This is a genomic window from Rahnella sp. BIGb0603 (assembly GCF_024808755.1).
Lineage (GTDB): Bacteria > Pseudomonadota > Gammaproteobacteria > Enterobacterales > Enterobacteriaceae > Rahnella > Rahnella contaminans.
In genome coordinates, this window is the sequence record NZ_JANUEX010000003.1 from 457,485 (window position 1) to 484,238 (window position 26,754).

19 protein-coding genes are annotated in these 26,754 nt (G+C 54.5%); 14 read left to right on the forward strand and 5 right to left on the reverse strand.

From position 1 onward, the window contains the following. The first annotated feature begins 42 nt into the window (after positions 1–42). The 10 genes from nuoM to menE all read left to right on the forward strand — a co-directional run bounded on the left by nuoM (position 43) and on the right by menE (position 11,440). Positions 43–1,572 carry an NADH-quinone oxidoreductase subunit M gene (gene nuoM, locus M2403_RS10620; RefSeq protein WP_152324363.1) on the forward strand — a complete coding sequence of 510 codons (1,530 nt, stop codon included), beginning with the start codon at positions 43–45 and terminating at the stop codon, positions 1,570–1,572. A gap of 6 nt (positions 1,573–1,578) precedes the next feature. Beyond that, positions 1,579–3,039, forward strand: coding sequence for an NADH-quinone oxidoreductase subunit NuoN (gene nuoN / locus M2403_RS10625; RefSeq protein ID WP_259229104.1), 1,461 nt, complete (start codon positions 1,579–1,581; stop codon positions 3,037–3,039). 205 nt (positions 3,040–3,244) lie between these two features. Then, positions 3,245–3,760: a DUF1097 domain-containing protein gene (locus M2403_RS10630; RefSeq protein WP_217153359.1), complete on the forward strand. Its 516-nt coding sequence runs from the start codon at positions 3,245–3,247 to the stop codon at positions 3,758–3,760. A gap of 103 nt (positions 3,761–3,863) precedes the next feature. Then, complete coding sequence (locus M2403_RS10635) at positions 3,864–4,172, forward strand: DUF883 family protein (RefSeq protein WP_152324361.1); 309 nt, start codon at positions 3,864–3,866, stop codon at positions 4,170–4,172. 230 nt (positions 4,173–4,402) lie between these two features. Further along, on the forward strand, positions 4,403–5,743 hold the full coding sequence (menF, locus tag M2403_RS10640; protein ID WP_165058284.1) for an isochorismate synthase MenF: 1,341 nt from the start codon (positions 4,403–4,405) through the stop codon (positions 5,741–5,743). A 23-nt stretch (positions 5,744–5,766) separates the two neighbouring features. Continuing rightward, entirely contained in the window at positions 5,767–7,440 is a 1,674-nt protein-coding gene (gene menD, locus M2403_RS10645; RefSeq protein ID WP_259229105.1) for a 2-succinyl-5-enolpyruvyl-6-hydroxy-3-cyclohexene-1-carboxylic-acid synthase, read from the forward strand. Then, positions 7,437–8,234 carry a 2-succinyl-6-hydroxy-2,4-cyclohexadiene-1-carboxylate synthase gene (gene menH, locus M2403_RS10650; RefSeq protein ID WP_259229106.1) on the forward strand — a complete coding sequence of 266 codons (798 nt, stop codon included), beginning with the start codon at positions 7,437–7,439 and terminating at the stop codon, positions 8,232–8,234. The genes menD and menH overlap by 4 nt, the downstream gene beginning before the upstream one ends. Then, positions 8,221–9,078 (forward strand): 1,4-dihydroxy-2-naphthoyl-CoA synthase, encoded by an 858-nt coding sequence (gene menB / locus M2403_RS10655; protein ID WP_152324357.1) that lies wholly within the window; start codon positions 8,221–8,223, stop codon positions 9,076–9,078. Before menH ends, menB begins: the two co-directional genes overlap by 14 nt. Continuing rightward, positions 9,078–10,079, forward strand: a complete 1,002-nt coding sequence (gene menC / locus M2403_RS10660) for an o-succinylbenzoate synthase (protein WP_152324356.1) — start codon at positions 9,078–9,080, stop codon at positions 10,077–10,079. Before menB ends, menC begins: the two co-directional genes overlap by 1 nt. Continuing rightward, the gene (gene menE, locus M2403_RS10665; RefSeq protein WP_217153362.1) at positions 10,064–11,440 is read left to right on the forward strand and encodes an o-succinylbenzoate--CoA ligase; all 1,377 of its coding nucleotides are present in this window, start codon (positions 10,064–10,066) and stop codon (positions 11,438–11,440) included. Before menC ends, menE begins: the two co-directional genes overlap by 16 nt. A 55-nt stretch (positions 11,441–11,495) precedes the next feature. Here menE and M2403_RS10670 read toward each other — a convergent pair whose 3' ends face one another. Next, positions 11,496–12,929, reverse strand: coding sequence for a catalase (locus M2403_RS10670; protein WP_217153363.1), 1,434 nt, complete (start codon positions 12,927–12,929; stop codon positions 11,496–11,498). Between the two features lie 320 nt (positions 12,930–13,249). Between M2403_RS10670 and M2403_RS10675 the strand changes: the two genes are divergently transcribed. Continuing rightward, complete coding sequence (locus M2403_RS10675) at positions 13,250–13,795, forward strand: YfaZ family outer membrane protein (RefSeq protein WP_152324353.1); 546 nt, start codon at positions 13,250–13,252, stop codon at positions 13,793–13,795. Between the two features lie 156 nt (positions 13,796–13,951). Next, positions 13,952–15,160, forward strand: a complete 1,209-nt coding sequence (locus M2403_RS10680; protein WP_217153364.1) for a nicotinamide mononucleotide deamidase-related protein YfaY — start codon at positions 13,952–13,954, stop codon at positions 15,158–15,160. Positions 15,161–15,812: 652 nt separating this feature from the next. On the opposite strand, the gene yfaE is transcribed toward M2403_RS10680, so the two are convergent. The 4 genes from yfaE to ubiG form a co-directional block, all read right to left on the reverse strand. Continuing rightward, positions 15,813–16,073: a class I ribonucleotide reductase maintenance protein YfaE gene (yfaE, locus tag M2403_RS10685; RefSeq protein ID WP_152324350.1), complete on the reverse strand. Its 261-nt coding sequence runs from the start codon at positions 16,071–16,073 to the stop codon at positions 15,813–15,815. Then, complete coding sequence (gene nrdB / locus M2403_RS10690; RefSeq protein ID WP_013574613.1) at positions 16,074–17,204, reverse strand: class Ia ribonucleoside-diphosphate reductase subunit beta; 1,131 nt, start codon at positions 17,202–17,204, stop codon at positions 16,074–16,076. Positions 17,205–17,275: 71 nt separating this feature from the next. After that, positions 17,276–19,558, reverse strand: a complete 2,283-nt coding sequence (nrdA, locus tag M2403_RS10695; protein ID WP_259229107.1) for a class 1a ribonucleoside-diphosphate reductase subunit alpha — start codon at positions 19,556–19,558, stop codon at positions 17,276–17,278. A gap of 503 nt (positions 19,559–20,061) precedes the next feature. Then, positions 20,062–20,799 (reverse strand): bifunctional 2-polyprenyl-6-hydroxyphenol methylase/3-demethylubiquinol 3-O-methyltransferase UbiG, encoded by a 738-nt coding sequence (gene ubiG, locus M2403_RS10700; RefSeq protein WP_152324347.1) that lies wholly within the window; start codon positions 20,797–20,799, stop codon positions 20,062–20,064. A gap of 260 nt (positions 20,800–21,059) precedes the next feature. Between ubiG and gyrA the strand changes: the two genes are divergently transcribed. After that, entirely contained in the window at positions 21,060–23,711 is a 2,652-nt protein-coding gene (gyrA, locus tag M2403_RS10705; protein ID WP_165058267.1) for a DNA topoisomerase (ATP-hydrolyzing) subunit A, read from the forward strand. Positions 23,712–23,860: 149 nt separating this feature from the next. After that, positions 23,861–26,728 (forward strand): two-component system sensor histidine kinase RcsC, encoded by a 2,868-nt coding sequence (rcsC, locus tag M2403_RS10710; protein WP_165058265.1) that lies wholly within the window; start codon positions 23,861–23,863, stop codon positions 26,726–26,728. Positions 26,729–26,754 lie beyond the last annotated feature (26 nt).

Consider the following 26,754-nt stretch of genomic DNA (forward strand, 5'->3'; position numbering starts at 1 on the left):
AGTGAAATAGCCTTCGGGCATAAAAGAAGGGAACGACACGCCATGCTATTACCTTGGCTAATATTTATCCCCTTTATCGGCGGGCTGCTGTGCTGGCAGACTGAGCGCTTTGGGAGCAAAGTACCGCGCTGGATCGCGTTGATTGCGATGGGGCTGACGCTGGCTCTTTCCGTGCAATTGTGGTTGCAGGGAGGATATTCATTAACGACGCCTGCGGGTATTCCACAGTGGCAATCCGAATTTTCGGTGCCGTGGATCCCTCGTTTTGGCATCAGCTTCCATCTGGCGCTGGACGGTTTGTCCCTGCTGATGGTGGTTCTGACCGGTCTGCTGGGTGTCCTGGCGATCCTCTGTTCGTGGCGTGAAATCCAGAAGTATCAGGGCTTCTTCCACCTGAACTTACTGTGGATCCTCGGCGGCGTAATCGGCGTGTTCCTCGCCATCGACATGTTCCTGTTCTTCTTCTTCTGGGAAATGATGCTGGTGCCGATGTACTTCCTGATTGCCTTGTGGGGACACAAAGCGTCAGACGGTAAAACGCGTATCAGCGCAGCAACCAAATTCTTCATCTATACGCAGTCCAGCGGTCTGGTGATGTTGATTGCCATCCTCGGTCTGGTGTTTGTGCATTACAACGCCACCGGTGTATGGACGTTCAATTACGCTGACCTGCTGAAAACGCCAATGTCGCACGGTGTTGAATACCTGCTGATGCTCGGTTTCTTCATCGCGTTCGCGGTGAAAATGCCGGTTGTGCCATTGCACGGCTGGTTGCCCGATGCACACAGTCAGGCACCGACCGCCGGTTCCGTCGACTTAGCCGGTATTTTGCTGAAAACCGCAGCCTACGGGATGTTGCGTTTCTGTCTGCCGCTGTTCCCGGAAGCGTCACACCAGTTTGCCCCGATTGCCATGTGGCTGGGTGTGATTGGTATCTTCTACGGCGCGTGGATGGCGTTCTGTCAGACCGACATTAAACGTCTGATTGCATACACCTCAGTTTCGCATATGGGCTTCGTACTGATTGCTATCTACACCGGCAGCCAGCTGGCATACCAGGGCGCAGTGATTCAGATGATTGCACACGGCCTGTCCGCAGCCGGTATGTTCATCATCTGTGGTCAGCTTTACGAACGTCTGCATACCCGTGATATGCGCCAGATGGGCGGATTGTGGGGCCGGATTAAATACCTGCCAGCGTTGTCGCTGTTCTTCGCCGTCGCCACCTTGGGGATGCCGGGTACCGGTAACTTCGTCGGTGAATTCCAGATCCTGTTCGGCAGCTACCCGGTTGTGCCGGTGATCACTGTCATCTCAACATTTGGTCTGGTGTTCGCTTCGGTTTACTCACTGGTGATGATGCAGCGCGCTTACTATGGCAAAGCAAAATCTGACGAACCGCTGCCGGGCATGACCTCACGCGAACTGTCGATCATCTTGTTGCTGGTAGTATTGCTGGTGGCGCTGGGCTTCTACCCGCAGCCAATTCTGGATACTTCAAGCGCCGCGATGAGCAACATTCAGCACTGGTTCGGGTCTTCAGTTTCCACTATTTCAACGACAAGGCCGTAATTCGCCATGACATTTACACTTCAAAATCTGATCGCACTATTACCGCTGATGATCGTCGGATTGACGGTGGTGGTGGTGATGCTGTCCATTGCGTGGCGACGCGACCATTTTCTTAATGCCACTCTGACAGTCATCGGGCTGAACGTTGCCTTACTTTCCCTTTACTACGTCGGGCAGGTCGGGCCGCAGGACGTCACACCGTTGCTGCGCGTTGACGGCTACTCGATGTTCTACATCGGGCTGGTGCTGCTGGCGAGTCTGGCCACCAGTACGTTTGCTTACCCGTGGCTGGCCGGTTATCCGGACAACCGTGAAGAGTTCTACCTGTTAGTTCTCATCGCGGCCATGGGCGGCATTCTGCTGGCATGTTCAAACCATCTGACGTCAATGTTCCTCGGGATCGAACTGATTTCCCTGCCATTGTTCGGCCTGATTGGTTACGCCTACCGCCAGAAACGTTCGCTGGAAGCCGCTATCAAATACATGCTGCTGTCGGCTGCTGCGTCTTCTTTCCTGCTGTTCGGTATGGCACTGCTGTACGCACAGTCCGGTGATTTGTCCTTCGCATCTCTGGGCAAAAATCTGGGTGACGGCGTGATGCTGCATCAGCCGCTGCTGATGGCCGGTCTGGGCATGATGATTGTCGGTCTGGGGTTCAAACTGTCGCTGGTTCCGTTCCACCTGTGGACGCCAGACGTTTATCAGGGCGCACCTGCACCGGTTTCGACTTTCCTGGCAACCGCCAGCAAAATCGCAATCTTCGCGGTAGTGATGCGTTTGTTCCTCTACGCGCCGGTGGCTGACAGCGAATCGATCCGGATTGTGCTGAGCATTATTGCGTTCTGCTCAATTCTGGTCGGTAACCTGATGGCAATCAGCCAGAGCAATATCAAACGTCTGCTCGGTTACTCTTCCATCGCTCACCTTGGTTATCTGCTGGTGGCGCTGATTGCGGTACAAACGCATCAGTTGTCGATGGAAACTGTCGGCGTTTACCTGGCCGGTTATCTGTTCAGCAGCCTCGGTGCTTTCGGTGTGGTCAGCCTGATGTCCAGCCCGTACAAAGGTCCGGACGCGGAATCGCTGTTCTCCTACCGTGGTCTGTTCTGGCATAAGCCAATTCTGTCTGCGGTAATGACCGTGATGATGCTGTCACTCGCCGGCATTCCGATGACGCTGGGCTTTATCGGTAAGTTCTACGTGATTGCGACCGGTGTGACCGCGCATCTGTGGTGGCTGACCGGTGCTGTGGTTGTCGGTTCTGCGATTGGTCTTTACTACTATCTGCGCGTAACGGTGAGCCTGTATCTGAGCGCGCCTGAAACGCTGGTTCGTGATACGCCTAATAACTGGGCGCTCACGGCAGGCGGGGTGGTTGTACTGATTTCCGCGATTCTCGTGCTGCTGCTGGGTATCTTCCCGCAACCGCTGATCTCGCTGGTGCAGATGGCGCAACCGCTGCTCTGATAAAGCCTGTACACGCAGTCCTGAAAGCTGACATAGCCGCTCTCATGAGCGGCTTTTTTAATCGTATCGATGCATTTTTGTGATATCAATCACATTTATATGTACGTTCATTCAAATATTACATTTGTTTTGTGATCTTGCCCATTCCATTATTCCCGCCAATGCGTACACTGCGCGCTTGTTCAGATTCGTATGGATTTACACCATGAATGTTTTAGTGATGATTGCCATAACCACCGGCATCCTCTCCGGTGTCTGGGGTTGGGTGGCCATCAGCCTTGGGCTGATAAGCTGGGCGGGATTCCTCGGATGCACGGCATATTTCGCCTGTCCGCAGGGTGGACTACGCGGATTACTGATCAGTACGCTGACCTGCATGAGCGGTGTCTTTTGGGCGGTCGTCATTATCGCGGGCAGCGCCATGCGCCCCGAATGGAGCATTCTCGGTTACATGCTGACCGGCGTCGTCGCTTTCCTGATGTGCATTCAGGCCCGGCAACAGTGGCTGGCTTTTGTGCCGGGAACATTTATCGGTGCCTGTGCGACTTTTGCCGCGCAGGGCGACTGGCGTCAGGTGGTGGTGTCATTGCTGGTCGGACTGGTATTCGGTTACGCGATGAAAAACAGCGGATTATGGCTGGCGAAACAGCGTGAAAAACCGCGTGCGCAGCTGGAAAAATCCGTCGTTTTTGTGAAAACCAAAGGGTCAGAAGGTTCTTAAAACTCCCGAATTTACGGCAGTTTATGGGATCCGGCGGGCATTTACTCCCGTTCTGCGCTAGGGTTATAGGCAGTGTGAACTTTCACATCATAAGGAGATAAATATGGCTGACCAATTTGAGACACAGCAGAACTCGTTAGATGACGATTTGCGTATGCTGACTGAAACTCTGGAAGAAGTGCTGAAATCTTCCGGTGATAAAGCCGATGAGAAGTATGTTCAAATCAAAGCGCGTGCAGAAAATGCACTGAAAGATATCAAATCGCGCATTGATCCTCAGGCTCGCTCTTACTGCAAAAAAGCCCGCAAAGTTGCAGAACAAACTGACAGCTATGTGCGCGAAAACCCATGGCACGGCGTTGGTGTAGGCGCGGCTGTCGGTCTGGTGGTTGGCCTCCTTCTGCGTCGCTAATCCCGCTGAGCAGGAGCGGTTTTCGCTGCTCCTGCTACCTCACGTTTGATTACTCCTTTCTCTCCTCCTATACTCCTTCTTAGCTAACGTCACTCACTTCAGCTTGATCTGTCGCATATTTTCATTTTTCGTATCGCCGCATAATTCATCCGTAATTGATCCAACCCGTTTTTTGATCCAGAAGGGTATTTCTGCCCGTCACAAAACATCCGGTATGGCCCGAGGTAGCGGTGAAACAAATATCAGCAATCATTGAACAGCTTGATACAGCCCTGGCAGGCGAATGGCCTGATACCGCGGGTATCCGACAGTTCAGTTATTCTCTGCAAAAACAGCCTGACACCGGCCTGCTTGAATGGTTATCCGCACAACCTTGCTATCCAAAATTCTACTGGCAGCAGCGCGATGGCGATGAAGAAGCCGCCGTGTGTGGCGATGCCTATGCGTTTGGCAACCTGTCGCAGGCGCAGGATTTTATCCGAGAGTACCAGGACATTTCCGATCTGCATATCTGGGGCCTGAACGCCTTTAATGCGGACAACGATGACGCCGCATTTGCGGCCAACGCTCTCTTCCTGCCACGCATTGAGCTCTGCCGCAAAGGCACCACTTACTGGCTGCGCTGTACCGTTTTCAGCACCCTTTCGTTATGGAATGAAGCGCGCCGGACCCGGTTGTTCCTGCGTTCGCTGGTCGCCAGCCGGGATTTGCCGCCGATCACTTCCCGCGTCATCCAGCACCAGCATTTGCCCGCTCAGCCGCAGTGGAACGAACTGATTTCACAGGCGCTGACCTGTATCGAACAGCAGCAATTCGACAAAGTCGTTCTCGCCCGTAAAACTACCCTAACGCTCAGCCAGCCGCTGAACGCCTGCGCTTTCCTCGCCGCCAGCCGCGAAGTCAATCATCGCTGTTATCACTTTATGCTGGCGTTCACGCCGCAACAGGCTTTTCTGGGATCCAGCCCGGAACGTCTGTTCCTGCGCGACCATACTGAGTTATTCACCGAAGCGCTGGCGGGCACTGTCGCTAATCATCCTGATGATGGTGAAGCACAAATGCTGGGTGAATGGCTGCTGAATGACGGCAAAAACCAGCGTGAAAACTTGCTGGTGGTTGATGATATTTGCCAGCGTTTGCAGGGCGGGGCGCATTCTCTGGACGTGATGCCCGCTGAGATTCTGCGGTTACGCAAAGTGCAGCATCTGCGCCGCAGCATCCACGGCGAGCTCGCCGAGGCCGATGACGCCGGATGCCTGCAACGTCTGCAACCGACGGCGGCGGTGGCCGGATTACCGCGTCAGGCCGCGCGTGAATTTATCGCCCGTTATGAGCCATTTGACCGCCAGTGGTACGCCGGTTCTGCCGGGTATCTCAGTACCGAACAAAGTGAATTTACCGTGGCATTGCGCTCTGCGGCGGTAAAAGGGCAACAGCTGGAACTTTACGCCGGGGCGGGGATTGTCGCCGGTTCTGACGCTGCACAGGAATGGCAGGAAATCGAAAACAAAGCCGCCGGTTTGCGTACTTTGCTGGAAGAGCACTACACGCCTGCCGTTCAGGCCGGATAATCCTTTGCCGGAGTGAGTTCATCATGTCTGTTGCCGTCTTTAACCGTCGCTGGGCGACGCTGATCCTTGAAGCACTGACCCGCCATAATGTGCAGCATGTCTGTATTGCTCCCGGTTCCCGTTCAACGCCGCTGACCCTTGCAGCCGCGGCACATCCGTATCTGATCTGTCACACCCATTTTGACGAACGCGGCCTCGGCCATCTGGCGCTCGGCCTGGCAAAAGCCGGCGGGCAACGTGTTGCGGTGATTGTCACTTCCGGCACGGCGGTCGCCAATCTTTATCCGGCACTGATCGAAGCCGGGCTGACCGGCGAAAAACTGGTGCTGCTCACCGCCGATCGCCCGCCGGAACTCATTGACTGTGGCGCCAATCAGGCCATCCGCCAGACCGGTATTTTTGCCAGCCATCCGGTTCAGACGCTGGATTTGCCGCGTCCGACGCCGGAAATCAGTGCCCGCTGGCTGGTGTCGGCGCTCGATAACGCGCTGGCGCAGCAGACGCATGGCGCGGTACATATAAATTGCCCGTTTGCTGAGCCGCTTTATGGTGAAGATAACGGTGAACATCAGGTCTGGCTGCAAACGCTGGGCGACTGGTGGCAGGGAGATCAGCCGTGGCTGTCTTATTCGCCGGTGCAGCATCCGGTGGCACAGTCTGACTGGTTTTCATGGCGGCAAAAGCGCGGCGTGATTATCGCCGGTCGTATTTCAGCGCAGGAAAGTGAGCTGGTCGCCCGCTGGGCAGAACTGCTTGGCTGGCCGCTGATAACCGACGTTCAGGCATCAACCGGTAATCCGCTTCCCTGTGCCGATTTATGGCTTGCCTCCCCGCAGGCGCAGGCTGTGCTGTCGAAAACTCAGCTGGTCATTCAGTTTGGCGGCGGTTTAACCGGTAAGCGTTTGCTGCAATGGCAGGCCGCGTGCCAGCCGGAGGAATACTGGCTGATCGACACCTTACCGGGCAGGCAGGATCCGGCGCAGCACCGTGGCCACCGTATTCAGGCCGATGTCGCTGAGTGGCTTCTGGCGCACCCTGCGCAGCCTCAGCCGGACTGGGCAGAAGAGCTGGAACAGTGTTCCCAACGCGCGCTAAACGCCGTGGAAAATCGTCTTGAAGGCACCTTTGGTGAGGCCGCGGTGGCGTGGTGTCTTCCCGCTTTATTGCCGGAGCACGGTCAGCTTTTTCTTGGCAACAGCCTGATTGTCCGGCTCGTGGATGCTTTCGCGCAGTTGCCTGCCGGTTATCCGGTTTTCGCCAACCGCGGCGCCAGCGGAATTGACGGCCTGCTTTCAACAGCCGCCGGTGTTCAGCGCGCAACCTGCAAACCCACGCTGGTGCTTCTCGGCGATATCTCCGCACTTTACGATTTAAACGCGTTGGCGCTGATGCGCCAGTGTTCCGCCCCGACGGTCATCATCGTGGTGAACAACAACGGCGGGCAGATTTTCTCTTTGTTACCGACGCCGGAGGCCGAGCGTCAGCGTTTTTACTGCATGCCGCAAAACGTTGAATTCAGCCATGCGGCAGCGATGTTTGGTCTGGATTACGCCTGCCCGGATTCCATGAGCACGTTACGCGACGCCGTCAGCCAGTGCTGGCAGCACGGCGGCGTAAAACTTATCGAGCTGAAAGTCAGTGAAACGGAAGGCGCTGAGTGTCTGCGTGATTTAGTCAGAGAGGTCAGCGCATCATGACGCTGGCCTGCACGCGGCTCAGTGGCGACGCCGAAGGGCGTCCGTGGCTGGTCTTTCTCCACGGTTTGCTGGGCAGTGCGGAAGACTGGCAGCCGCTTTTGCCTTCGCTGACCGGATGGCCGTGCTTACGGGTGGATTTGCCGGGGCACGGGCGTTCCACCGCGATTACCGCCGCTGGTTTTGCCGACGTCAGTCAGTTGCTGACCGACACGCTGAACGGGCAGGGCATAACTTCTTACTGGCTGATCGGTTATTCGCTGGGCGGGCGCATCAGCCTGTATCACGCCTGTCACGGCGACACGTCCGGCTTGCAGGGTGTGCTGGTGGAAGGTGCACATCCCGGGCTGACCTGTCCGGCGGAACGCGCGCAGCGCCGTCATCACGATCAGCAATGGGCTGCGCGTTTCACGCAAGCATCCTGGCCGCAGACACTCGCCAGCTGGTATCAGCAGCCGGTGTTTTCCAGCCTGACGGACGAACAACGCGCCGGGCTGGTTTTATTGCGTGAGGGCAATAATTCCCGCGCCGTTGCCGCGATGCTGGCCTCCACGTCGCTGTCGGTGCAGCCGGATTTGCGCCCTGAACTGCGTCTGCTTTCCCGTCCACTGGCGTGGCTGTGTGGCAGTGCCGACACCAAATTTATCCATCTTGCACAGCAGTCCGGTTTCGAACTGCGTACCGTCGCCAATGCCGGGCATAACGCCCATCGTGACAATCCGGCGGAATTTGCCCGTCAGGCGCTGGCGTTCATTAATTCACCTGTCTTAAAGGAAGTTGAACATGATTTATCCTGATGAAAAAGAACTGTATGCGCCGGTTGAATGGCGTGATTGCACCGGCGAATTCGAAGATATCCGTTATCACAAATCTGCAGATGGCATCGCTAAAATCACCATCAACCGTCCGCAGGTGCGTAATGCGTTTCGCCCGCTGACCGTCAAAGAAATGATCCGTGCGCTCGACGATGCCCGTAACGACGAAGGTATTGGCGTGATCGTGCTGACCGGCGAAGGCGAAAAAGCCTTCTGCGCCGGCGGTGATCAGAAAGTCCGCGGCGATTACGGCGGCTATCAGGACGCCAGCGGCGTGCATCACCTGAACGTGCTGGATTTTCAGCGTCAGATCCGTACCTGCCCGAAACCTGTTGTGGCGATGGTAGCCGGTTTCTCCATCGGCGGCGGACACGTTCTGCATATGATGTGCGACCTGACGATTGCCGCGGATAACGCCATTTTTGGCCAGACCGGCCCGAAAGTCGGTTCCTTCGACGGCGGCTGGGGCGCTTCTTATATGGCGCGCATCGTCGGCCAGAAAAAAGCCCGCGAAATCTGGTTCTTGTGCCGTCAGTACGACGCGAAAGCCGCGCTGGAAATGGGCCTGGTTAACACTGTAGTTCCGCTGGCCGATCTGGAAAAGGAAACGGTGCGCTGGTGCCGCGAAATGCTGGAAAACAGCCCGATGGCGCTGCGTTGCCTGAAAGCTGCACTCAATGCTGACTGCGACGGTCAGGCCGGGTTGCAGGAACTGGCGGGTAACGCCACGATGCTGTTCTACATGACCGACGAAGGTCAGGAAGGCCGCAACGCGTTTAATGAAAAACGCCAGCCGGACTTCAGCAAATTTAAGCGTAATCCGTAATGCGCCGCGCCACGGTGTACCGGTATAGCCTGCCGATGGAGGCGGGCGTGGTGCTGCGCAATCAGCGTCTGAAAACGCGTGACGGTTTGCTGGTATCACTGTGGCAGGACGATAAAACCGGCTGGGGCGAAATTGCGCCGCTGCCCGGTTTTAGTCAGGAAGCGTTGCCGCAGGCGCAGGATGCCGTTCAGCACGGGCTGAGTCAGTGGGTGCAGGGCGCATCGCTGACGGCGGTAGCGTCGGCGTTCAGCAGTTTGCCTTCTGTGGCGTTCGGCCTCAGTTGTGCCGATGCGGAATTGCGCGGCGAATTGCCGGAAGTCATGAGTTTGCGCTGTGCGCCGCTGTGTCATGGCGATCCGAACGAACTGTATGCGCGTCTGGGTGAATTGCCGGGTGATTTATTTGGCCAGAAAGTCGCCAAAGTGAAAGTCGGTTTGTACGAATCGGTAGGCGACGGGCTGAATGTCAGTATGTTGCTGGAGGCGTTGCCGGAGCTGCGTTTACGCCTCGACGCTAACCGCAGCTGGACGCCGGTCAAAGCCGAGGGGTTTGCCCGTCACGTCGCCCCTGAGCTGCGTTCCCGCATCGCTTTTATCGAAGAACCCTGCCTGACGCGTGAACAATCCCGCGATTTTTCCCGTACCACCGGCATTAAGATTGCCTGGGACGAAAGCGTGCGCGAGCCCGGTTTTACCGTTCAGGCCGAGCCGGGTCTGGCGGCAATCATCATCAAACCTACGCTGACGGGAAGCCTGTTACGCTGCCGCCAGCTGATTGCGCAGGCCCACGCGGCGGGGCTGGAAGCAGTCATCAGTTCATCGATTGAATCCAGCCTCGGGCTGACGCAGCTGGCGCGTATCGCGCAATGGCTGACGCCCGACGCCGTGCCGGGGCTCGATACACTGGATCTGATGCAGGCACAGTTGATCCGGCAATGGCCGGGTTCCACACTCCCGCTGACGGATGTTTCTCAACTGGAAAAGGTATGGCAGAGCAAATGATCAATGACTGGCCGTGGCGTGAACGGGCGAACCGTTCGCCGTTTGCCATGGCGCTGAAAGCCGGGGATATCACCTGGTGCTGGCGTGATTTGCAACATCGTGTTGATTCACTGGCCGCCGGATTTATTCAGCAGGGCGTCAGTGAAGGCGCGGGTGTTGTGCTGCGCAGTAAAAACAGTCTGGATGCGCTGCTCAGTTATCTGGCGCTGTTGCAGACTGGCGCGCGTTTACTGCCGCTGAATCCGCAGTTGCCGCAAGGTCTTTGCGAAAAATTATTACCCCAGCTGGACATCAGTTTTGTGCTGGAACTGACCGGACAGCCGCTGTCCCTGAGCCAGACGCCGCTGCATTTGCGTAACGCGTTTTCCGTCAGCTGCGTTTCATGGCAGCCGGAGCGTATTGCAACAATGACGCTCACTTCCGGCTCCAGCGGGTTGCCGAAAGCCGCAGCGCATACCCTTTCCGCTCATCTTGCCAGTGCGCGCGGCGTTCTGGGTTTGATTCCGTTTACACACAACGACAGCTGGCTGCTTTCGCTGCCGCAGTTTCATGTATCGGGGCAGGGGATTATCTGGCGATGGCTTACCGCCGGTGCCACGCTGGTGCTGGCTGGGGATAAAAATATCGAGACCGCGCTGGCGGAATGCAGCCATGCGTCGCTGGTGCCGACGCAGCTCTGGCGTTTGTTGCAACAAACGGCATTCCCGGCGTCCCTGCGACACGTTCTGCTCGGCGGTGCGCAGATCCCGCTGGAGCTGACCACGCAGGCCGAAAAGGCTGGTGTGCAGTGCTGGTGCGGTTACGGGATGACGGAAACGGCGTCCACGGTGACGGCCAAACGCGCTGATGCGTCGGCGGGTGTGGGCATGCCGCTGGCCGGAAAAGACGTCCGTATTTCTGACGAAGAAATCCTGATCCGTGCCGACAGTCTGGCGGCCGGTTACTGGAAAAACGGTAGTCTGATGCCGCTGACGGATGCCGATGGCTGGTTGCATACCCGCGATCGCGGCGGGTGGCATGCCGAAGAACTGTTTATCGCCGGGCGTCTGGACAATCTGTTTTTCAGCGGCGGCGAAGGCATTCAGCCGGAAGATATCGAAAAAGTGCTGGTCAGCCATCCTCAGGTTTCGCAGGCTTTTGTGGTTCCCGTTGCTGATGAACAATTCGGACATCGTCCGGTGGCGGTGCTTGACGCACAGGCCGGGCTGGTTTATGCGGAACTGAATCTCTGGCTTAGCCGGAAATTACCGCATTTCCAGTTGCCGGTGGCGTATCACGCGTTGCCCGAAACGCTGGCGCAGGGCGGTATCAAAATCTCCCGGCTGCGCATCCGGCAGTGGATTGAAACGCTGACCGCGTAGACGAAAAAAGGGCCGCATTGCGCGGCCCTTATCATTGCTTACGGTGTAAACCGGATCAGGCTTTCAGTGCTTCTTCAACGCCCGCGCCATACGCCGGATCGACTTTATAGAACAGGTCGAGCTGGCGTAGTTGCGTTTCAGGTGACGCATGCTTCAGTTCACCGGCAATGCGCGCAAACATACGCTGATGTTCGGCTTCAGACAGGAGGTTAAACAGCAAACGCGGCTGAGTGAAATAATCATCATCTTCACGATGATTCCAGTGATCGGCTGCGCCCTCAATGCTCAGCGGCGGTTCGCTGAAATCGGGCTGTTCCTGGAATAAACCTGCGCTGTTCGGCTCGTACGTCACGCCGTTACCGCTGTTGCCGTCAACGCGCATCGCGCCGTCGCGGTGATAATTATGGAACGGGCATTTTGGTGCGTTCACCGGGATCTGATGATGGTTCACGCCCAGACGATAACGGTGCGCGTCGCCGTAAGAGAACAGGCGGCCCTGCAACATTTTGTCCGGTGAGAAGCCGATGCCCGGCACCACGTTCGCCGGGCTCATCGCCACCTGCTCAACTTCGGCAAAGTAGTTTTCCGGATTACGGTTCAGCTCGAATTCACCGACCTCAATCAGCGGATAATCGCTGTGCAACCAGACTTTGGTCAGGTCAAACGGGTTGTACGGCAGTTGAGAGGCTTCCGCTTCCGGCATGATTTGCACGAACAGTTTCCAGCGCGGGAAATCGCCGCGTTCGATGGCGTCATACAGGTCGCGCTGTGAACTTTCGCGGTCGGTGCCGACCAGTTTTTCGGCTTCATCGTCCATCAGGTTTTCAATACCCTGCTGGCAGCGGAAATGGAATTTCACCCAGAAACGCTCATTTTCTGCGTTGATAAAGCTAAAGGTGTGGCTGCCGAAACCGTGAATGTGACGGTAAGACGTTGGCAGGCCACGGTCACTGACGTCGATGGTCAGCTGATGCAACGCTTCCGGCAGATGCGAGAAGAAATCCCATTTATACGCCGGGTTACGCAGGTTAGTGCGCGGGTCGCGTTTCACGACGTGGTTCAGATCCGGGAACTTCAGCGGGTCACGCAGGTAAAATACCGGCGTGTTATTACCGACCAAATCCCAGTTGCCTTCTTCGGTGTAAAACTTCATGGAGAAGCCGCGGATATCACGTTCTGCATCCGCCGCGCCGCGCTCACCGGCCACGGTAGAGAAACGGATAAACATGTCGGTTTGCTTGCCGATTTCAGAGAAGATCTTCGCGCGGGTGAACTGCGTAATATCGTGCGTCACAGTGAAGGTACCGTGCGCGCCGGAACCTTTCGCGTGCATTCGACGCTCAGGGATCACTTCGCGGTCGAAGTGCGCTAATTTCTCAAGAAACCAGACATCCTGCAGAAGCAGCGGGCCACGGCGGCCAGCGGTGATGACATTGTTATTATCGACGACGGGTGCGCCAGAGGCTGTTGTTAATCCTTTCTTCGTCATGACAATTCCTTCCAGTTTGAAACGGGTGTGGGGTAAAAGGGGCTGTGGAAGCCTTTTTACATTCCTTGTCTGAGGGTTGCTTTCCTAAGCAAAATTCACTCTACCCACAAGTAATAAACCCTATATTGATCAGGGGCAAATAGGCTGGAGTTATCATTCCGATTAGAAATCGTCGTTTCATCAATGAAATCGATGTTTCTTACAATTTACCGCCTTTTCGCGAATGTTTTAAAGTTCCAAAAAGTTGTTACAACAGAGTGAATTGCTTTAGACTTCACGCGGAAGAATCATTGTCGTTTAGCAATTATTTAGGATAAATAATGAAAAAGTTTCTTGTCGCTGGTGTTGCTGCCAGCCTGATGTTCGCGGCTGCTTCTGCAAATGCAATCAGCGTGAATGGTGAAGTTGGCGAGCATTACACTCACTTAGGCGTGGGCTTCGGCACCACTTCTCCGGGTCTGGCTTTAAGCGGTGACTGGACACATAACGATGACGACGGCGATGTTGCAGGTCTGGGTCTGGGCTACAACATCCCGCTGGGTCCGTTCATGGCCACCGTTGGCGGGAAAGGGCTTTACACCAACCCGAAAGACGGCGACGAAGGTTACGCGGCAGCAGTTGGTGGCGGCCTGCAATTGCCAATCGCTAAACTGTTCACCCTGTACGGTGATTACTATTATTCCCCGGATTCACTGTCCAGCGGCATTGGCAACTATAAAGAAGCTAATGCAGGCGTGCGTCTGACCGCGATTCCGTTAGTGACCGTGAGCGTGGGTTACCGGTACATGGCGCTGGACGGCAAAGATGGCAACCGTGACAACATCGTGGCTGATGGCGCATACCTCGGCGGCGCCATCAACTTCTGATCCCCGTCCTCTTTCGGGAAATCTCCTGATAAGCCTGCTTAGCAGGCTTTTTTTTCGCCTGAATGTTCCCTTCCGCACTCTCACTTTGTGCTTTTGCAATTGTGTTTCGGCCTGAGCCTTTCTACAGTGGAGTGACAAAAACAGAAGGAGAACGGGATGCTTAGGGTTGAGATGCTGAGTACGGGTGACGAAGTGCTGCACGGCCAGATTGTGGATACAAATTCTGCGTGGCTGGCGAATTATCTGTTCGAACAGGGTTTACCGATGACCAGCCGCGAAACCGTGGGTGACAGTCTCGACGCGCTGGTGGCCGTTCTCGAAGAACGCAGCCATATCGCGGATGTGCTGATTGTAAACGGCGGTTTAGGGCCAACAACGGATGATTTAAGTGCGCTGGCCGCGGCTAAAGCCTGTGGCGTAGAACTGGTGGAGAATGCCGGCTGGATTGAAACCATGCAGGCATTCTTTAATGAACGTGGCCGTCCGATGGCCGAATCTAACCGTAAACAGGCACAAATTCCGGCCAATGCCGAACTGCTGGATAACCCGGTCGGCACCGCCTGCGGGTTTAGCGTGAAGCTCAACCGCTGTGAGATCTTCTTCACGCCGGGCGTACCTTCTGAATTTAAAGTGATGGTGGAGCAGCAAATCGTTCCGCGACTTCACAAACAATTTCCCGCACTTGAAGCGCCGTTGTGTCTGCGTCTGACCACGTTCGGACGCGGCGAAAGCGATCTCGCCACCGAACTGGATAAACTTGAACTGCCGGAAGGTGTGGTGATGGGTTACCGTTCGTCATCGCCGATTATCGAGCTGAAAGTCACCGGCCCGCGTTCGCAGGAAGCCGCGATGCACAAAGCGTTTGAGCGTGTACGGGAAGTGGCGGGGGAGAGCACGATTTTCGAAGGGCTGGGCAGTCTGCCAGATCGTCTGGCTGAGCGTCTGCTGGCACAAAATCTGCGTCTTGCGGTGAGTGAAAGTTTCACCGGTGGTCTGCTGAACTGGCGGCTGCAAAGCGCAGGTGTTCCGCTGGCAGGAGGAGAGCTGCTGGCGCACAGCGAAGAAGCGTCACCGGAAAAATCCCTCGAATGCCTGCTGGCGCGGGCTCAGGGGCTGGCGGAAAAAACCGGCGCACAACTCGCACTGGCCGTCGGCGCACTGTCCGGCGAACACCTGAGTCTGGCATTGCATACGCCGTCCGGCACCAGCGGATTAACTATTCGTTATACCGCCACGCGTCACGGACTGACGTTACGGCAGGAGACGATGGCGATGGTGGCAATGGATATGCTGCGCAGGTATCTGAACGGGTGGGAGCCGGTAGCGGACTATCCTTGGCTCGACCGAGTCGAGAAAGTCTGGTGATTATTTAAGGTCAAGACCTTGGGCTGCGGCCCAAACTGGCTCTAAGGTCAAGACCTTGGGCTGCCGCCCAAACTGGCCCAAAGGACGCGTAAACGCGCGCCCTCTGGACTCCCGCGTTTTTTAAAACACGTGCCAAGCAACCCGGCTCTGTTTCAGAAACGCCAGCTATTGCCGCATAATCCCGCCGCTGCGCGGTGCCCTCCGTTCGGGTTACAACCCGCGCAAAATCGCGCGGTTTTCCACCTCTCCTCCGGCGCGATTTTTGAACGCGGCCAGAGGCTTTTTAGGTCACAGCTTCACCGGCTCGGATCACATGAAAAGCAAAACACTTTGCTTAATATTCAATTGGTTTTTTCTTTTAAAATGGTGGGATGGCGCGATAAAAAAATCCTGCTGAACGGAGCGGCTTCGAGACCTTAGGCTCGAAGGCCGAGAGAAGGCACCGCGCAGCGGCAGGGTTTTGAGCCACATGTGGAGTCACAGAACACGTCCATCGGCCTTGCGACAGCGCATGTTTTAAAAAAACGCGGGAGTCCAGAGGGAGAAGGTTTATTCTCCCTCTGGTCGGTGTGGGCCGACGCCCACGACCTTGATTTTGATTTAGAATTTAAACCGGAAGCCAATCTCAACAGCGGGCACGGGCAGCAGCCCGCTAAAATTCAACTTCAATATCCCCCACCGGCAGGCAGCAGCATGGAAGGACATCTCCTTCCGCCACAAACGCCAGAGGTTTCTCACTGTACTCAACCGTCCCGCGAACGAGCTTCATGCGACATGAACCGCAATAACCTTCGCGACACTGGTATTCCACTTCAACCTGATGATGTTCAAACACTTCCAGCAAGTTCCGGTGCTCTGCGTTACAGACCAGTTGCTGGCCGTTTGCTGAAAGTGTGATGGTTCTGTCCGTCATTTACAGCTCGAAATCACTCAGATCGTCAGCATGAACTTCAGAGTCAATCTGACCGACCAGATAGGAGCTGACCTCCACTTCCTGCGGTGCAACCTGCACGTTGTCGGACACCAGCCAGGCGTTGATCCACGGAATTGGGTTAGAGCGGGTTTTAAATGGCGCATCCAGACCCACAGCCTGCATACGGATGTTGGTGATGTACTCGACGTACTGGCACAGAATGTCTTTGTTCAGGCCGATCATCGAGCCGTCTTTGAACAGATATTCAGCCCAGTCTTTTTCCTGCTGCGCGGCGAGCACGAACAAATCATGGCATTCCTGCTGACATTCCAGCGCGATCTCAGCCATTTCCGGATCGTCCTGACCTGAGCGAAGCAGGTTCAGCGCGTGCTGGGTACCGGTCAGATGCAGGGCTTCGTCACGGGCGATCATCTTGATGATTTTCGCGTTGCCTTCCATCAGTTCACGTTCTGCGAACGCAAACGAACAGGCGAAGCTGACGTAGAAACGCACGGCTTCCAGGGCGTTGACACTCATCAGACAGATGTAGAGTTTTTTCTTCAGCTCACGCAGGTTTACCACGACAGTTTTGCCGTTAACCTGATGCGTGCCTTCGCCCAGCAGGTGATAGTAGCTGGTCATCTCAATCAGCGTATCGTAATAGCCGGAGATATCTTTCGCGCGCTTGAGGATTTCTTCGTTGGTCACGATATCGTCAAACACAATCGCCGGATCGTTAACGATGTTACGGATAATGTGCGTGTAAGAACGTGAGTGAATGGTTTCTGAGAACGCCCAGGTTTCGACCCACGTTTCCAGCTCCGGGATAGAAATCAGCGGCAACAGCGCGACGTTCGGGCTGCGGCCCTGAATGGAATCGAGCAGCGTCTGGTATTTCAGGTTGCTGAGGAAGATGTGTTTTTCGTGATCCGGCAGTGCCTGGAAATCGATACGGTCGCGGGAAACATCAATCTCTTCCGGACGCCAGAAGAAGGACAGCTGCTTTTCGATCAGTTTTTCAAAGATTTCATGCTTCTGCTGGTCGAAACGGGCAACGTTAACCGACTGGCCAAAGAACATTGGCTCAAGAAGCTGATCGTTTTTATTCTGGGAAAAAGTACTGTAGGCCATAACTTCCTCGAAATTCTCGGCAAAAACCCCCTGACGGGGGTTTTGAATAATAATTGAGTTAAAACAGACGATTAGATTTTGCAGGCGCCGCTTTCGCAGTCATCAACCACTTCAGCTTTCATGTCTTCCTGCACATCGTCAGCACCGTCGCGGGTGTTCTGATAGTACAGCGTTTTCACGCCAAATTTGTAGGCCGTCAGCAGGTCTTTCAGCAACTGCTTCATCGGCACTTTGCTGTTCGGAAAGCGCGACGGGTCGTAGTTAGTATTAGACGAAATCGCCTGGTCGATGAATTTCTGCATCACGCCAACCAGTTGCAGATAACCGTCGTTGTTCGGCATATCCCACAACAGTTCGTACTGATCTTTCAGACGCTCATATTCCGGCACAACCTGACGCAGGATCCCGTCTTTCGACGCTTTGATACTGATGTGGCCGCGCGGTGGCTCGATACCGTTGGTGGCATTGGAGATCTGCGAAGACGTCTCGGAAGGCATCAGCGCGGACAGCGTGGAGTTACGCAGGCCGTGGGTTTTGATGCTTTCGCGCAGGGAATCCCAGTCCAGATGCAGCGGCTCGTCGCAAATCGCATCCAGATCTTTCTTGTAGGTATCCACCGGCATGATGCCCCGGGAATAGGTGGTTTCATTGAACCACTGACACGCGCCTTGCTCTTTCGCCAGCTCGTTGGAGGCTTTCAGCAGGTAATACTGAATGGCTTCAAACGTTTTGTGCGTCAGGTTGTTGGCGCTGCCATCGGAATAACGCACGCCGTTTTTCGCCAGATAATACGCGTAGTTAATCACGCCGATACCCAGCGTACGACGGCCCATCGCGCCACGTTTCGCGGCTTTGATCGGGTAATCCTGATAATCGAGCAGGGCGTCAAGGGCACGAACTGCCAGCACTGCCAGCTCTTCCAGATCGTCGAGGCTTTCGATAGCGCCGAGGTTGAAAGCAGACAGCGTACACAGCGCGATTTCGCCGTTTTCGTCGTTCACATCGTCCAGCGGTTTGGTTGGCAGCGCGATTTCCAGACACAGGTTAGACTGACGAACTGGCGCGATTGCCGGATCAAACGGGCTGTGGGTGTTGCAGTGGTCAACGTGCTGAATGTAGATACGGCCTGTAGAAGCACGTTCCTGCATCATCAGCGAAAACAGCTCAACCGCTTTTACTTTCTGCTTACGGATGCTGGCGTCCTGCTCGTACTTCTCGTAGAGACGTTCGAACTCGTCCTGATCGGCAAAGAAGGCATCGTACAGGCCTGGCACGTCGGACGGGCTGAACAGCGTGATATCGCCGCCTTTCACCAGGCGCTGATACATCAGTTTGTTGATCTGCACGCCGTAGTCCATATGACGGACGCGGTTGCCTTCAACACCACGGTTGTTTTTCAGCACCAGCAGGCTTTCAACTTCCAGATGCCACATCGGATAGAACAATGTGGCTGCGCCGCCGCGAACGCCGCCCTGAGAACAGGATTTCACGGCGGTCTGGAAGTGTTTGTAGAACGGGATACAACCGGTGTGGAACGCTTCGCCGCCACGGATCGGACTACCCAGCGCACGGATGCGACCGGCGTTGATGCCGATACCGGCACGTTGGGAAACGTATTTCACGATAGCGCTGGACGTCGCGTTGATGGAATCCAGGCTGTCGCCACATTCAATCAGAACGCAGGAGCTGAACTGACGGGTTGGGGTGCGCACGCCAGACATGATCGGCGTAGGCAGAGAAATTTTGAAGGTAGAAATCGCGTCATAGAAACGTTTGATGTAATCCAGACGGGTTTCACGCGGGTAGCCGGAGAACAGGCAGGCCGCGACCAGAATGTACAGGAACTGTGCGCTTTCGTAGATATCGCCGGTCACGCGGTTCTGTGCCAGATATTTCCCTTCCAGCTGCTTCACAGCGGCGTAGGAGAAATTCATGTCGCGCCAGTGGTCAATAAAACTGTCCATCTGCTCGAACTCTTCAGCCGTGTAGTCTTCCAGCAGATGTTTGTCGTATTTACCCATTTCAACCATGCGCGTGACCTGGTCGATCAGTTTTGGCGGTTCAAACTGGCCGTAGGCTTTTTTACGCAGGTGGAAGATTGCCAGACGGGCGGCCAGATATTGGTAATCCGGGGCATCTTTGGAGATCAGGTCGGCAGCCGCTTTGATAATCGTTTCATGAATATCAGCGGTTTTAATCCCGTCATAGAACTGGATGTGTGAACGAAGTTCTACTTGAGAAACTGATACGTTTTGAAGACCTTCCGCTGCCCAGTCAATGACACGGTGGATTTTATCAAGGTTGATGCGTTCTGTGCGGCCATCACGTTTAGTAACAAGCAGACTTTGGTTCATTCGGTGTGATACCTCAAAGGTTTATACAGTGCCTGACCTGGCCGTGAAAACACGCGCGACAGCACAAAGAGTCCCTTGTGTGCTGGTCAGGATATAAACACAATATATTGTGGGTTTGTTATTTTCTGATGACAAGATAGTGACTGAATGGCCCTTTTGCAAGTGAACAAAATGGCCTGTTTTGTGGATAAGTTGGGGAGAAATTTCTGCCTCAAGCCTGAGGAGTCCGTCATTGCTGGCGCGACAAACCTGTCAATATCTGAGATACGATTTTCTTATATTTTTGCGAAAGGTGATCGACTGCCGGTTTATTAAACGTTAGAAAAAAACGCTATATTGATCTGGATAACTATTCTAAAAAAACATGTTGCGCCTGCCGGATGAACCAACGCCCTAAAAACTAAGGTTTAAGTGAAATTATGAGCAGGGATGTTTGGGTAAACTCTGAAGATTTCAGCCCGGAACGCATCTTCCGGGCTTGACGCAGGGGGGATTTCGGGCACTCAGCTCACGCTGTTATTTTCAGCCTGTGTATGAATCATGTAATTCACATCAACGTTTGGCCCGAGTTTGAAATGGTCGGTCAGCGGGTTGTAATGCAGCCCCATAATGTGGCGTTCAAACAGCGGTGTGCGGTCAATCATGTTCAGCAGCTCTGACGGCTTGATGAACTTTTTGATGTCATGCGTGCCCTTCGGCACCATCTTCAGCACGTATTCCGCGCCGAAAATCGCCATCAGCCAGGCTTTGTTATTGCGGTTGATGGTGGAGAAGAAAACGTGGCCGCCGGGCTTTACCAGACGGGCGCAGGCCGCAACCACTGACGCCGGGTCTGGCACGTGTTCCAGCATTTCCATACAGGTCACGACATCGTACTGCTGCGGATGCGCATCGGCATGTGCTTCGACAGTTTCCTGCACGTAAGTGACTTTCACACCGCTTTCCAGCGCATGCAGACGCGCGACCTGCAACGGCTCGCCGCCCATGTCCAGACCGGTCACTTCTGCGCCAGCCACCGCCATGCTTTCACTTAAAATTCCGCCGCCGCAGCCGACGTCGAGAACCTTCTTCCCGAACAGGCCGTCGGCGCGCTCCAGAATGTAGTTCAGACGAAGTGGATTAATGCGGTGAAGGGGTTTGAATTCGCCTTCCAGATCCCACCAGCGCGAGGCGACGGCCTCAAACTTGGCGATTTCTTCATGGTCAATATTCTGTGGCTTAGAGGCCGGTGTGGTTGTCATGAGCGTGATGAACTCCTTATATCCAGATGAGCGGATTATACATATTCCGTCCGGTTTGGTTCAGTTTTGTCGCGACTGGCTAATCTTTGTACGAATTCACGCGCTTTGCGCAAAGGTTTGAATCATGTTGGATAATACTGCGCAAAAGGGGGAGGTTGTTTTCCACGTTTGGCTGGTTTGTGGTATAGTTTTACACCTTTGCGCTATATATGCCTACGTGGGCAGCGGCCATGAATAATCAGTAGAGGGATAGCAGCTCCATGAGCGACCTTGCCAGAGAAATCACACCGATTAACATCGAAGAAGAGCTGAAAAACTCTTACCTGGATTATGCGATGTCCGTTATTGTCGGACGTGCGCTCCCAGATGTGCGCGATGGTTTGAAACCGGTGCACCGCCGCGTACTTTTCGCAATGAATGTTCTCGGTAACGACTGGAATAAAGCCTACAAAAAATCGGCCCGTGTGGTCGGTGACGTTATCGGTAAATATCACCCGCACGGTGATACTGCTGTTTATGACACCATCGTTCGTATGGCTCAGCCTTTTTCACTTCGCTACATGCTGGTGGACGGGCAGGGTAACTTCGGTTCGGTGGATGGCGACTCCGCCGCCGCCATGCGTTATACCGAAATCCGCATGTCAAAAATTGCACACGAATTGCTGGCAGACTTAGAAAAAGAAACTGTCGATTTCGTGCCAAACTATGACGGCACCGAACAAATTCCTGCGGTAATGCCAACGCGTATTCCTAACCTGCTGGTTAACGGCTCGTCAGGTATCGCGGTCGGTATGGCGACGAACATTCCGCCGCATAACCTCACTGAGGTGATCAACGGCTGTCTGGCGTACATCGAAGATGAAAACATCAGCATTGAAGGGCTGATGGAACACATCCCGGGGCCAGATTTTCCGACGGCGGCGATCATCAATGGCCGTCGTGGTATCGAAGAAGCTTACCGTACAGGCCGTGGCAAAATCTCCATCCGTGCCCGCGCTGAAGTGGAAGCGGACGCCAAAACCGGTCGCGAAACCATCATTGTTCACGAGATCCCGTATCAGGTGAACAAAGCCCGTCTGATCGAAAAGATCGCCGAGCTGGTGAAAGAAAAGCGTGTCGAAGGCATCAGCGCACTGCGCGATGAGTCCGACAAAGACGGTATGCGTATCGTCATTGAAATCAAACGCGACGCTGTCGGTGAAGTGGTTCTGAATAACCTCTATTCACTGACGCAGCTGCAAACGTCTTTCGGCATCAACATGGTGGCATTGCACCAGGGTCAGCCGAAAATTCTCGGTCTGAAAGAGATCCTGTCTGCGTTTGTCCGTCACCGTCGTGAAGTCGTCACGCGTCGTACTATCTTCGAACTGCGTAAAGCCCGTGACCGTGCACATATCCTTGAAGCACTGGCTATCGCGCTGGCAAACATCGACCCAATCATTGAACTGATCCGTGCTGCACCGACGCCGGCTGAAGCGAAAGCGGGCCTGATCGCGCGTTCATGGGATCTGGGTAACGTTGCTGCGATGCTGGCAAGCGCCGGTGATGATGCGGCTCGTCCTGAATGGCTGGAACCACAGTTTGGTATTCACGACGGTAAATACTTCCTGACTGAACAGCAGGCACAGGCGATTCTGGATCTGCGCTTGCAGAAACTGACCGGCCTTGAGCACGAAAAACTGCTGGATGAATACAAAGAGCTGCTGGTGCAAATCGCCGAGCTGCTGTTCATCCTGTCCAGCCCTGAGCGTCTGATGGAAGTCATTCGTGAAGAACTGGAAGCGATCCGCGATCAGTATAACGATCCGCGTCGCACCGAAATTACGGCGAACTCTTCTGACATCAACATCGAAGACCTGATCAATCAGGAAGACGTTGTGGTGACATTGTCGCATCAGGGGTATGTGAAATATCAGCCTCTGACCGACTATGAAGCGCAGCGTCGCGGTGGTAAAGGCAAATCAGCCGCACGCATTAAAGAAGAAGACTTTATCGACCGTCTGCTGGTGGCTAACACCCATGACACCATTCTGATGTTCTCAAGTCGCGGACGTCTGTACTGGATGAAAGTCTATCAGTTGCCGGAAGCCAGCCGCGGTGCCCGTGGCCGTCCGATTGTCAACTTACTGCCGCTTGAGCCAAACGAACGTATTACCGCCATTCTGCCAGTACGCGAGTACGAAGAAGGCCGTCATGTGTTCATGGCAACCGCAAGCGGTACCGTGAAGAAAACTGCTCTGACCGATTTCAGCCGTCCGCGCAGCGCCGGCATCATCGCCATTAACCTGAACGAGGGTGATGAGCTGATTGGTGTTGACCTGACTGACGGTAAAGACGAAGTCATGCTGTTCTCTGCCGCCGGTAAAGTGGTGCGCTTCTCCGAAGAAGCCGTCCGCTCGATGGGCCGTACGGCGACCGGTGTACGCGGTATCCGTCTGGGCGAAGGCGACAGCGTTGTGTCCCTGATTATCCCACGCGGCGACGGTTGTATTCTGACTGTGACGCAAAACGGCTTCGGTAAACGGACTGAGTCAACAGAATATCCAACCAAATCCCGTGCAACGCAGGGCGTTATCTCAATCAAAGTGAGCGAGCGTAACGGACCGGTTGTTGGCGCGATTCAGGTAGATGAAGCGGATCAGATCATGATGATCACCGACGCCGGTACGCTGGTGCGTACCCGTGTTTCTGAAGTGAGTACAGTAGGCCGTAACACCCAGGGTGTGACGCTTATCCGTACCGCAGAAGAAGAACACGTCGTCGGTCTGCAACGTGTTGCAGAGCCGGTAGAAGACGAAGAACTGGATGGCGTAGCCACTGAAGCGGGCGAACTGGAAGCGGCACAAGCAGCCGATTTGCCGGACGACGCAGAAGGTGAAGACGATCAGCCAGCAGACGACGAAGAAGAATAAGTCTTCTTAGTCGGATTAATGAAGGGCATAACATGGCAACGTGTTATGCCTTTTTTATTAACATCGTATTTTTTAGAAACCACGACAATAGTGTATTCTGAATCCTAAACGTATCCTGCTCACTGAGCCGTTACACCGATGGTTAATCCTTGAAATATCTTGCTTCGTTTCGAACAACGCTAAAAATATCCCGCTATCTGTTCCGGGTGCTGGCGCTTATGTTGTGGACACTGGGTGTGCTGCTGACCACCTTTTATGTGCTGAATATCTTCCACAACAAAGAATCTGAGATCCGCGATGAGGATAACCTCAACTACGATCTGGCGCAGAGCTACGTCAAAAACTCCAATGACGTCATGCACAGCATAAAGTTTATGGCCGAAAAGCGTCTCAGCGATTCCATGAACGGGCTGGATATCATCAATGGCATGATCAGCACCAAAAGCACGCCGCCGACCTATCTTTCGCTGTTTCCTGAGTCCGATTGTTCTCAGATAAACAGCAGCTACCGCAACTCGCTGGCGTCGCTTGGTAACATGATCCATTACTGGAAAGACAATTTCTCCGATGCTTACGATCTGAATCGTGTGTTCTATATCAGCGGCGAGAATTTGTGTCTGGTGGATTTTGGGGTCAGCAGCGAACCGCTGGAGCGTGAAAGTCAGGAGCAGCTGAAATCGTTGCATGAGAAAATCCTGCAATACCGCAACGGTAAAAACCAGGACAAGGCCAACAGCCTGTACTGGGTGTCGCAGTCCGGTAATAAAGATTCCGGCTATCTGTATGTATTAACCCCAATTTATGTCGGTAATAAACTCGAAGCGCTGATGGGTATTCAGCAAAATTTGCGTCTTGAAGATTTACTGAATCCTAATGCCCAGCACACCGGCGTGACGCTGCTGGATGAAGACGATCAGCCGTTGCTGAGCATTTCTGAAGATGACGGTAACACGGCGACGCTGGGAAATTACCCGGAAGAAAGCTCTTATTTCGGCTACATGAACGGCTATAAAGATCTCATTTATAAAAAGCCGCTGACACCATCCACGCTGAGCGTAGTCTATTCAATGCCGTTCAACACCTTGCTTGAACGGTTCAAGATACTGATTTTCAACGCCGTATTGCTGAATATCTTCTCCGGTCTGCTGCTGTTTATTCTGGCCTGGGTATTTGAGCGTAAGATGTTTTTACCGGCGGAAGAAAACGCGTTCCGTCTGGAAGAACATGAGCAGTTTAACCATAAAATCGTTGCCTCGGCGCCGGTAGGAATTTCGATTCTGCGCATCAGTGATGGCGTGAATATCCTGAGTAATGAGCTGGCGCATAATTATATCAATATGCTGACGCAGGAAGACCGCCAGCGTATTACGCGGATCATCTGCGACCAGCAGGTCAATTTTGTTGATGTGATTACCAAGAATAACAACAACATCCAGCTGAGTTTCGTTCACTCTCGCTACCGGAATGAAGACGTGGCGATCTGCGTTCTGATAGACGTCAGCTCGCGGGTGAAAATGGAGGAATCACTCCAGGAAATGGCCAATGCGGCGGAACAGGCCAGCCAGTCGAAATCCATGTTCCTGGCGACGGTCAGCCATGAATTGCGTACGCCGCTGTACGGGATTATCGGTAACCTGGATTTACTGCAAACGCAGGGGTTGCCGCAGGGCGTTGACCGTCTGGTAACGGCGATGAACAACTCCTCGGCGCTTTTACTGAAAATCATCAGCGACATTCTCGACTTCTCGAAAATTGAATCCGAGCAGCTGAAAATCGAGCCGCAGGAATTCTCGTGCCGTGAAGTGATTACCCACATTGCCGGCAACTATCTGCCGCTGGTGGTGAAAAAGCATCTCGGCCTTTACTGTTTTATCGAGCACAACGTGCCGCTGTCGTTTAACGGCGATCCGGTGCGTTTGCAGCAGGTCATTTCGAATATCCTGAATAACGCGATCAAATTTACCGATACCGGCTGTATCGTTTTGAACGTCAGAACCTGCGGTAATTATCTGGAATTCCAGGTGCGCGATACCGGCGTGGGCATCCCGGAGCGGGAAATCACCCGCCTGTTTGACCCGTTCTTCCAGGTCGGAACCGGCGTGCAGCGCCACTTCCAGGGCACCGGGCTCGGGCTGGCGATTTGTGAAAAGCTGATCAACCTGATGGATGGCGACATTGACGTTGAATCCGAACCGGGGCTGGGCAGTTCGTTTACCGTGCGTATTCCGTTGTACAACGCCACGTTCCCGTCCGAAGAACCGCTCGATAACTGGCAGGACAAAACGGTCTGGCTGGATGTGCGTAACGCCTATCTGGAAAGCTATCTGATGCAGCTGTTGCGTTACCACGGCGCGAATATTCAGCGCTTTGAGGCAGGAATGCAAAGCCAGCGCGAAGATGTGCTGATCACCGATACGCCGCTCATCCACAAAGGTGAACTGGCGGCACAGATTGAGTTTTCTATCGCGCACATCGGGCCGCCGGTCGAGACACGCCCGGGGTACTGGGTTCACAGCACCTCGACGCCGCTGGAAATCACCGCGCTGCTTAACCGTATTTACCGGCTGGAAACGTCAGCAGAAGAAGGCGGTTTACCGGCACCGGAAGCCACTGTGGTTCACGATTACAGCGATATCACATTGCTGGTGGTGGATGACCATCCGATCAACCGGCGTCTGCTGGCAGATCAGCTGGGCACGATGGGATACGTCGTGGTGACGGCGAATGACGGTATGGACGCGCTGGACGCCATGCGTTCCCATGAAATCGACATCGTTCTCAGTGACGTAAACATGCCACGGCTGGATGGTTACGGGCTGACCCAAAAACTGCGTGAGCTGGGCCATACGCTGCCGGTGATTGGCGTGACTGCCAACGCACTGGCCGAACAACGTCAGCGTTGTCTGGAAGCGGGGATGGATAACTGCCTGTCGAAACCGGTCACGCTGGAGACGTTGCGCGATACGCTGAGTTACTACAGCGCGCTGGTTCGCAAGAAACGGGAAAGTGAGCAGTAATAGAAAAGCAAAAGGCACCCGGAGGT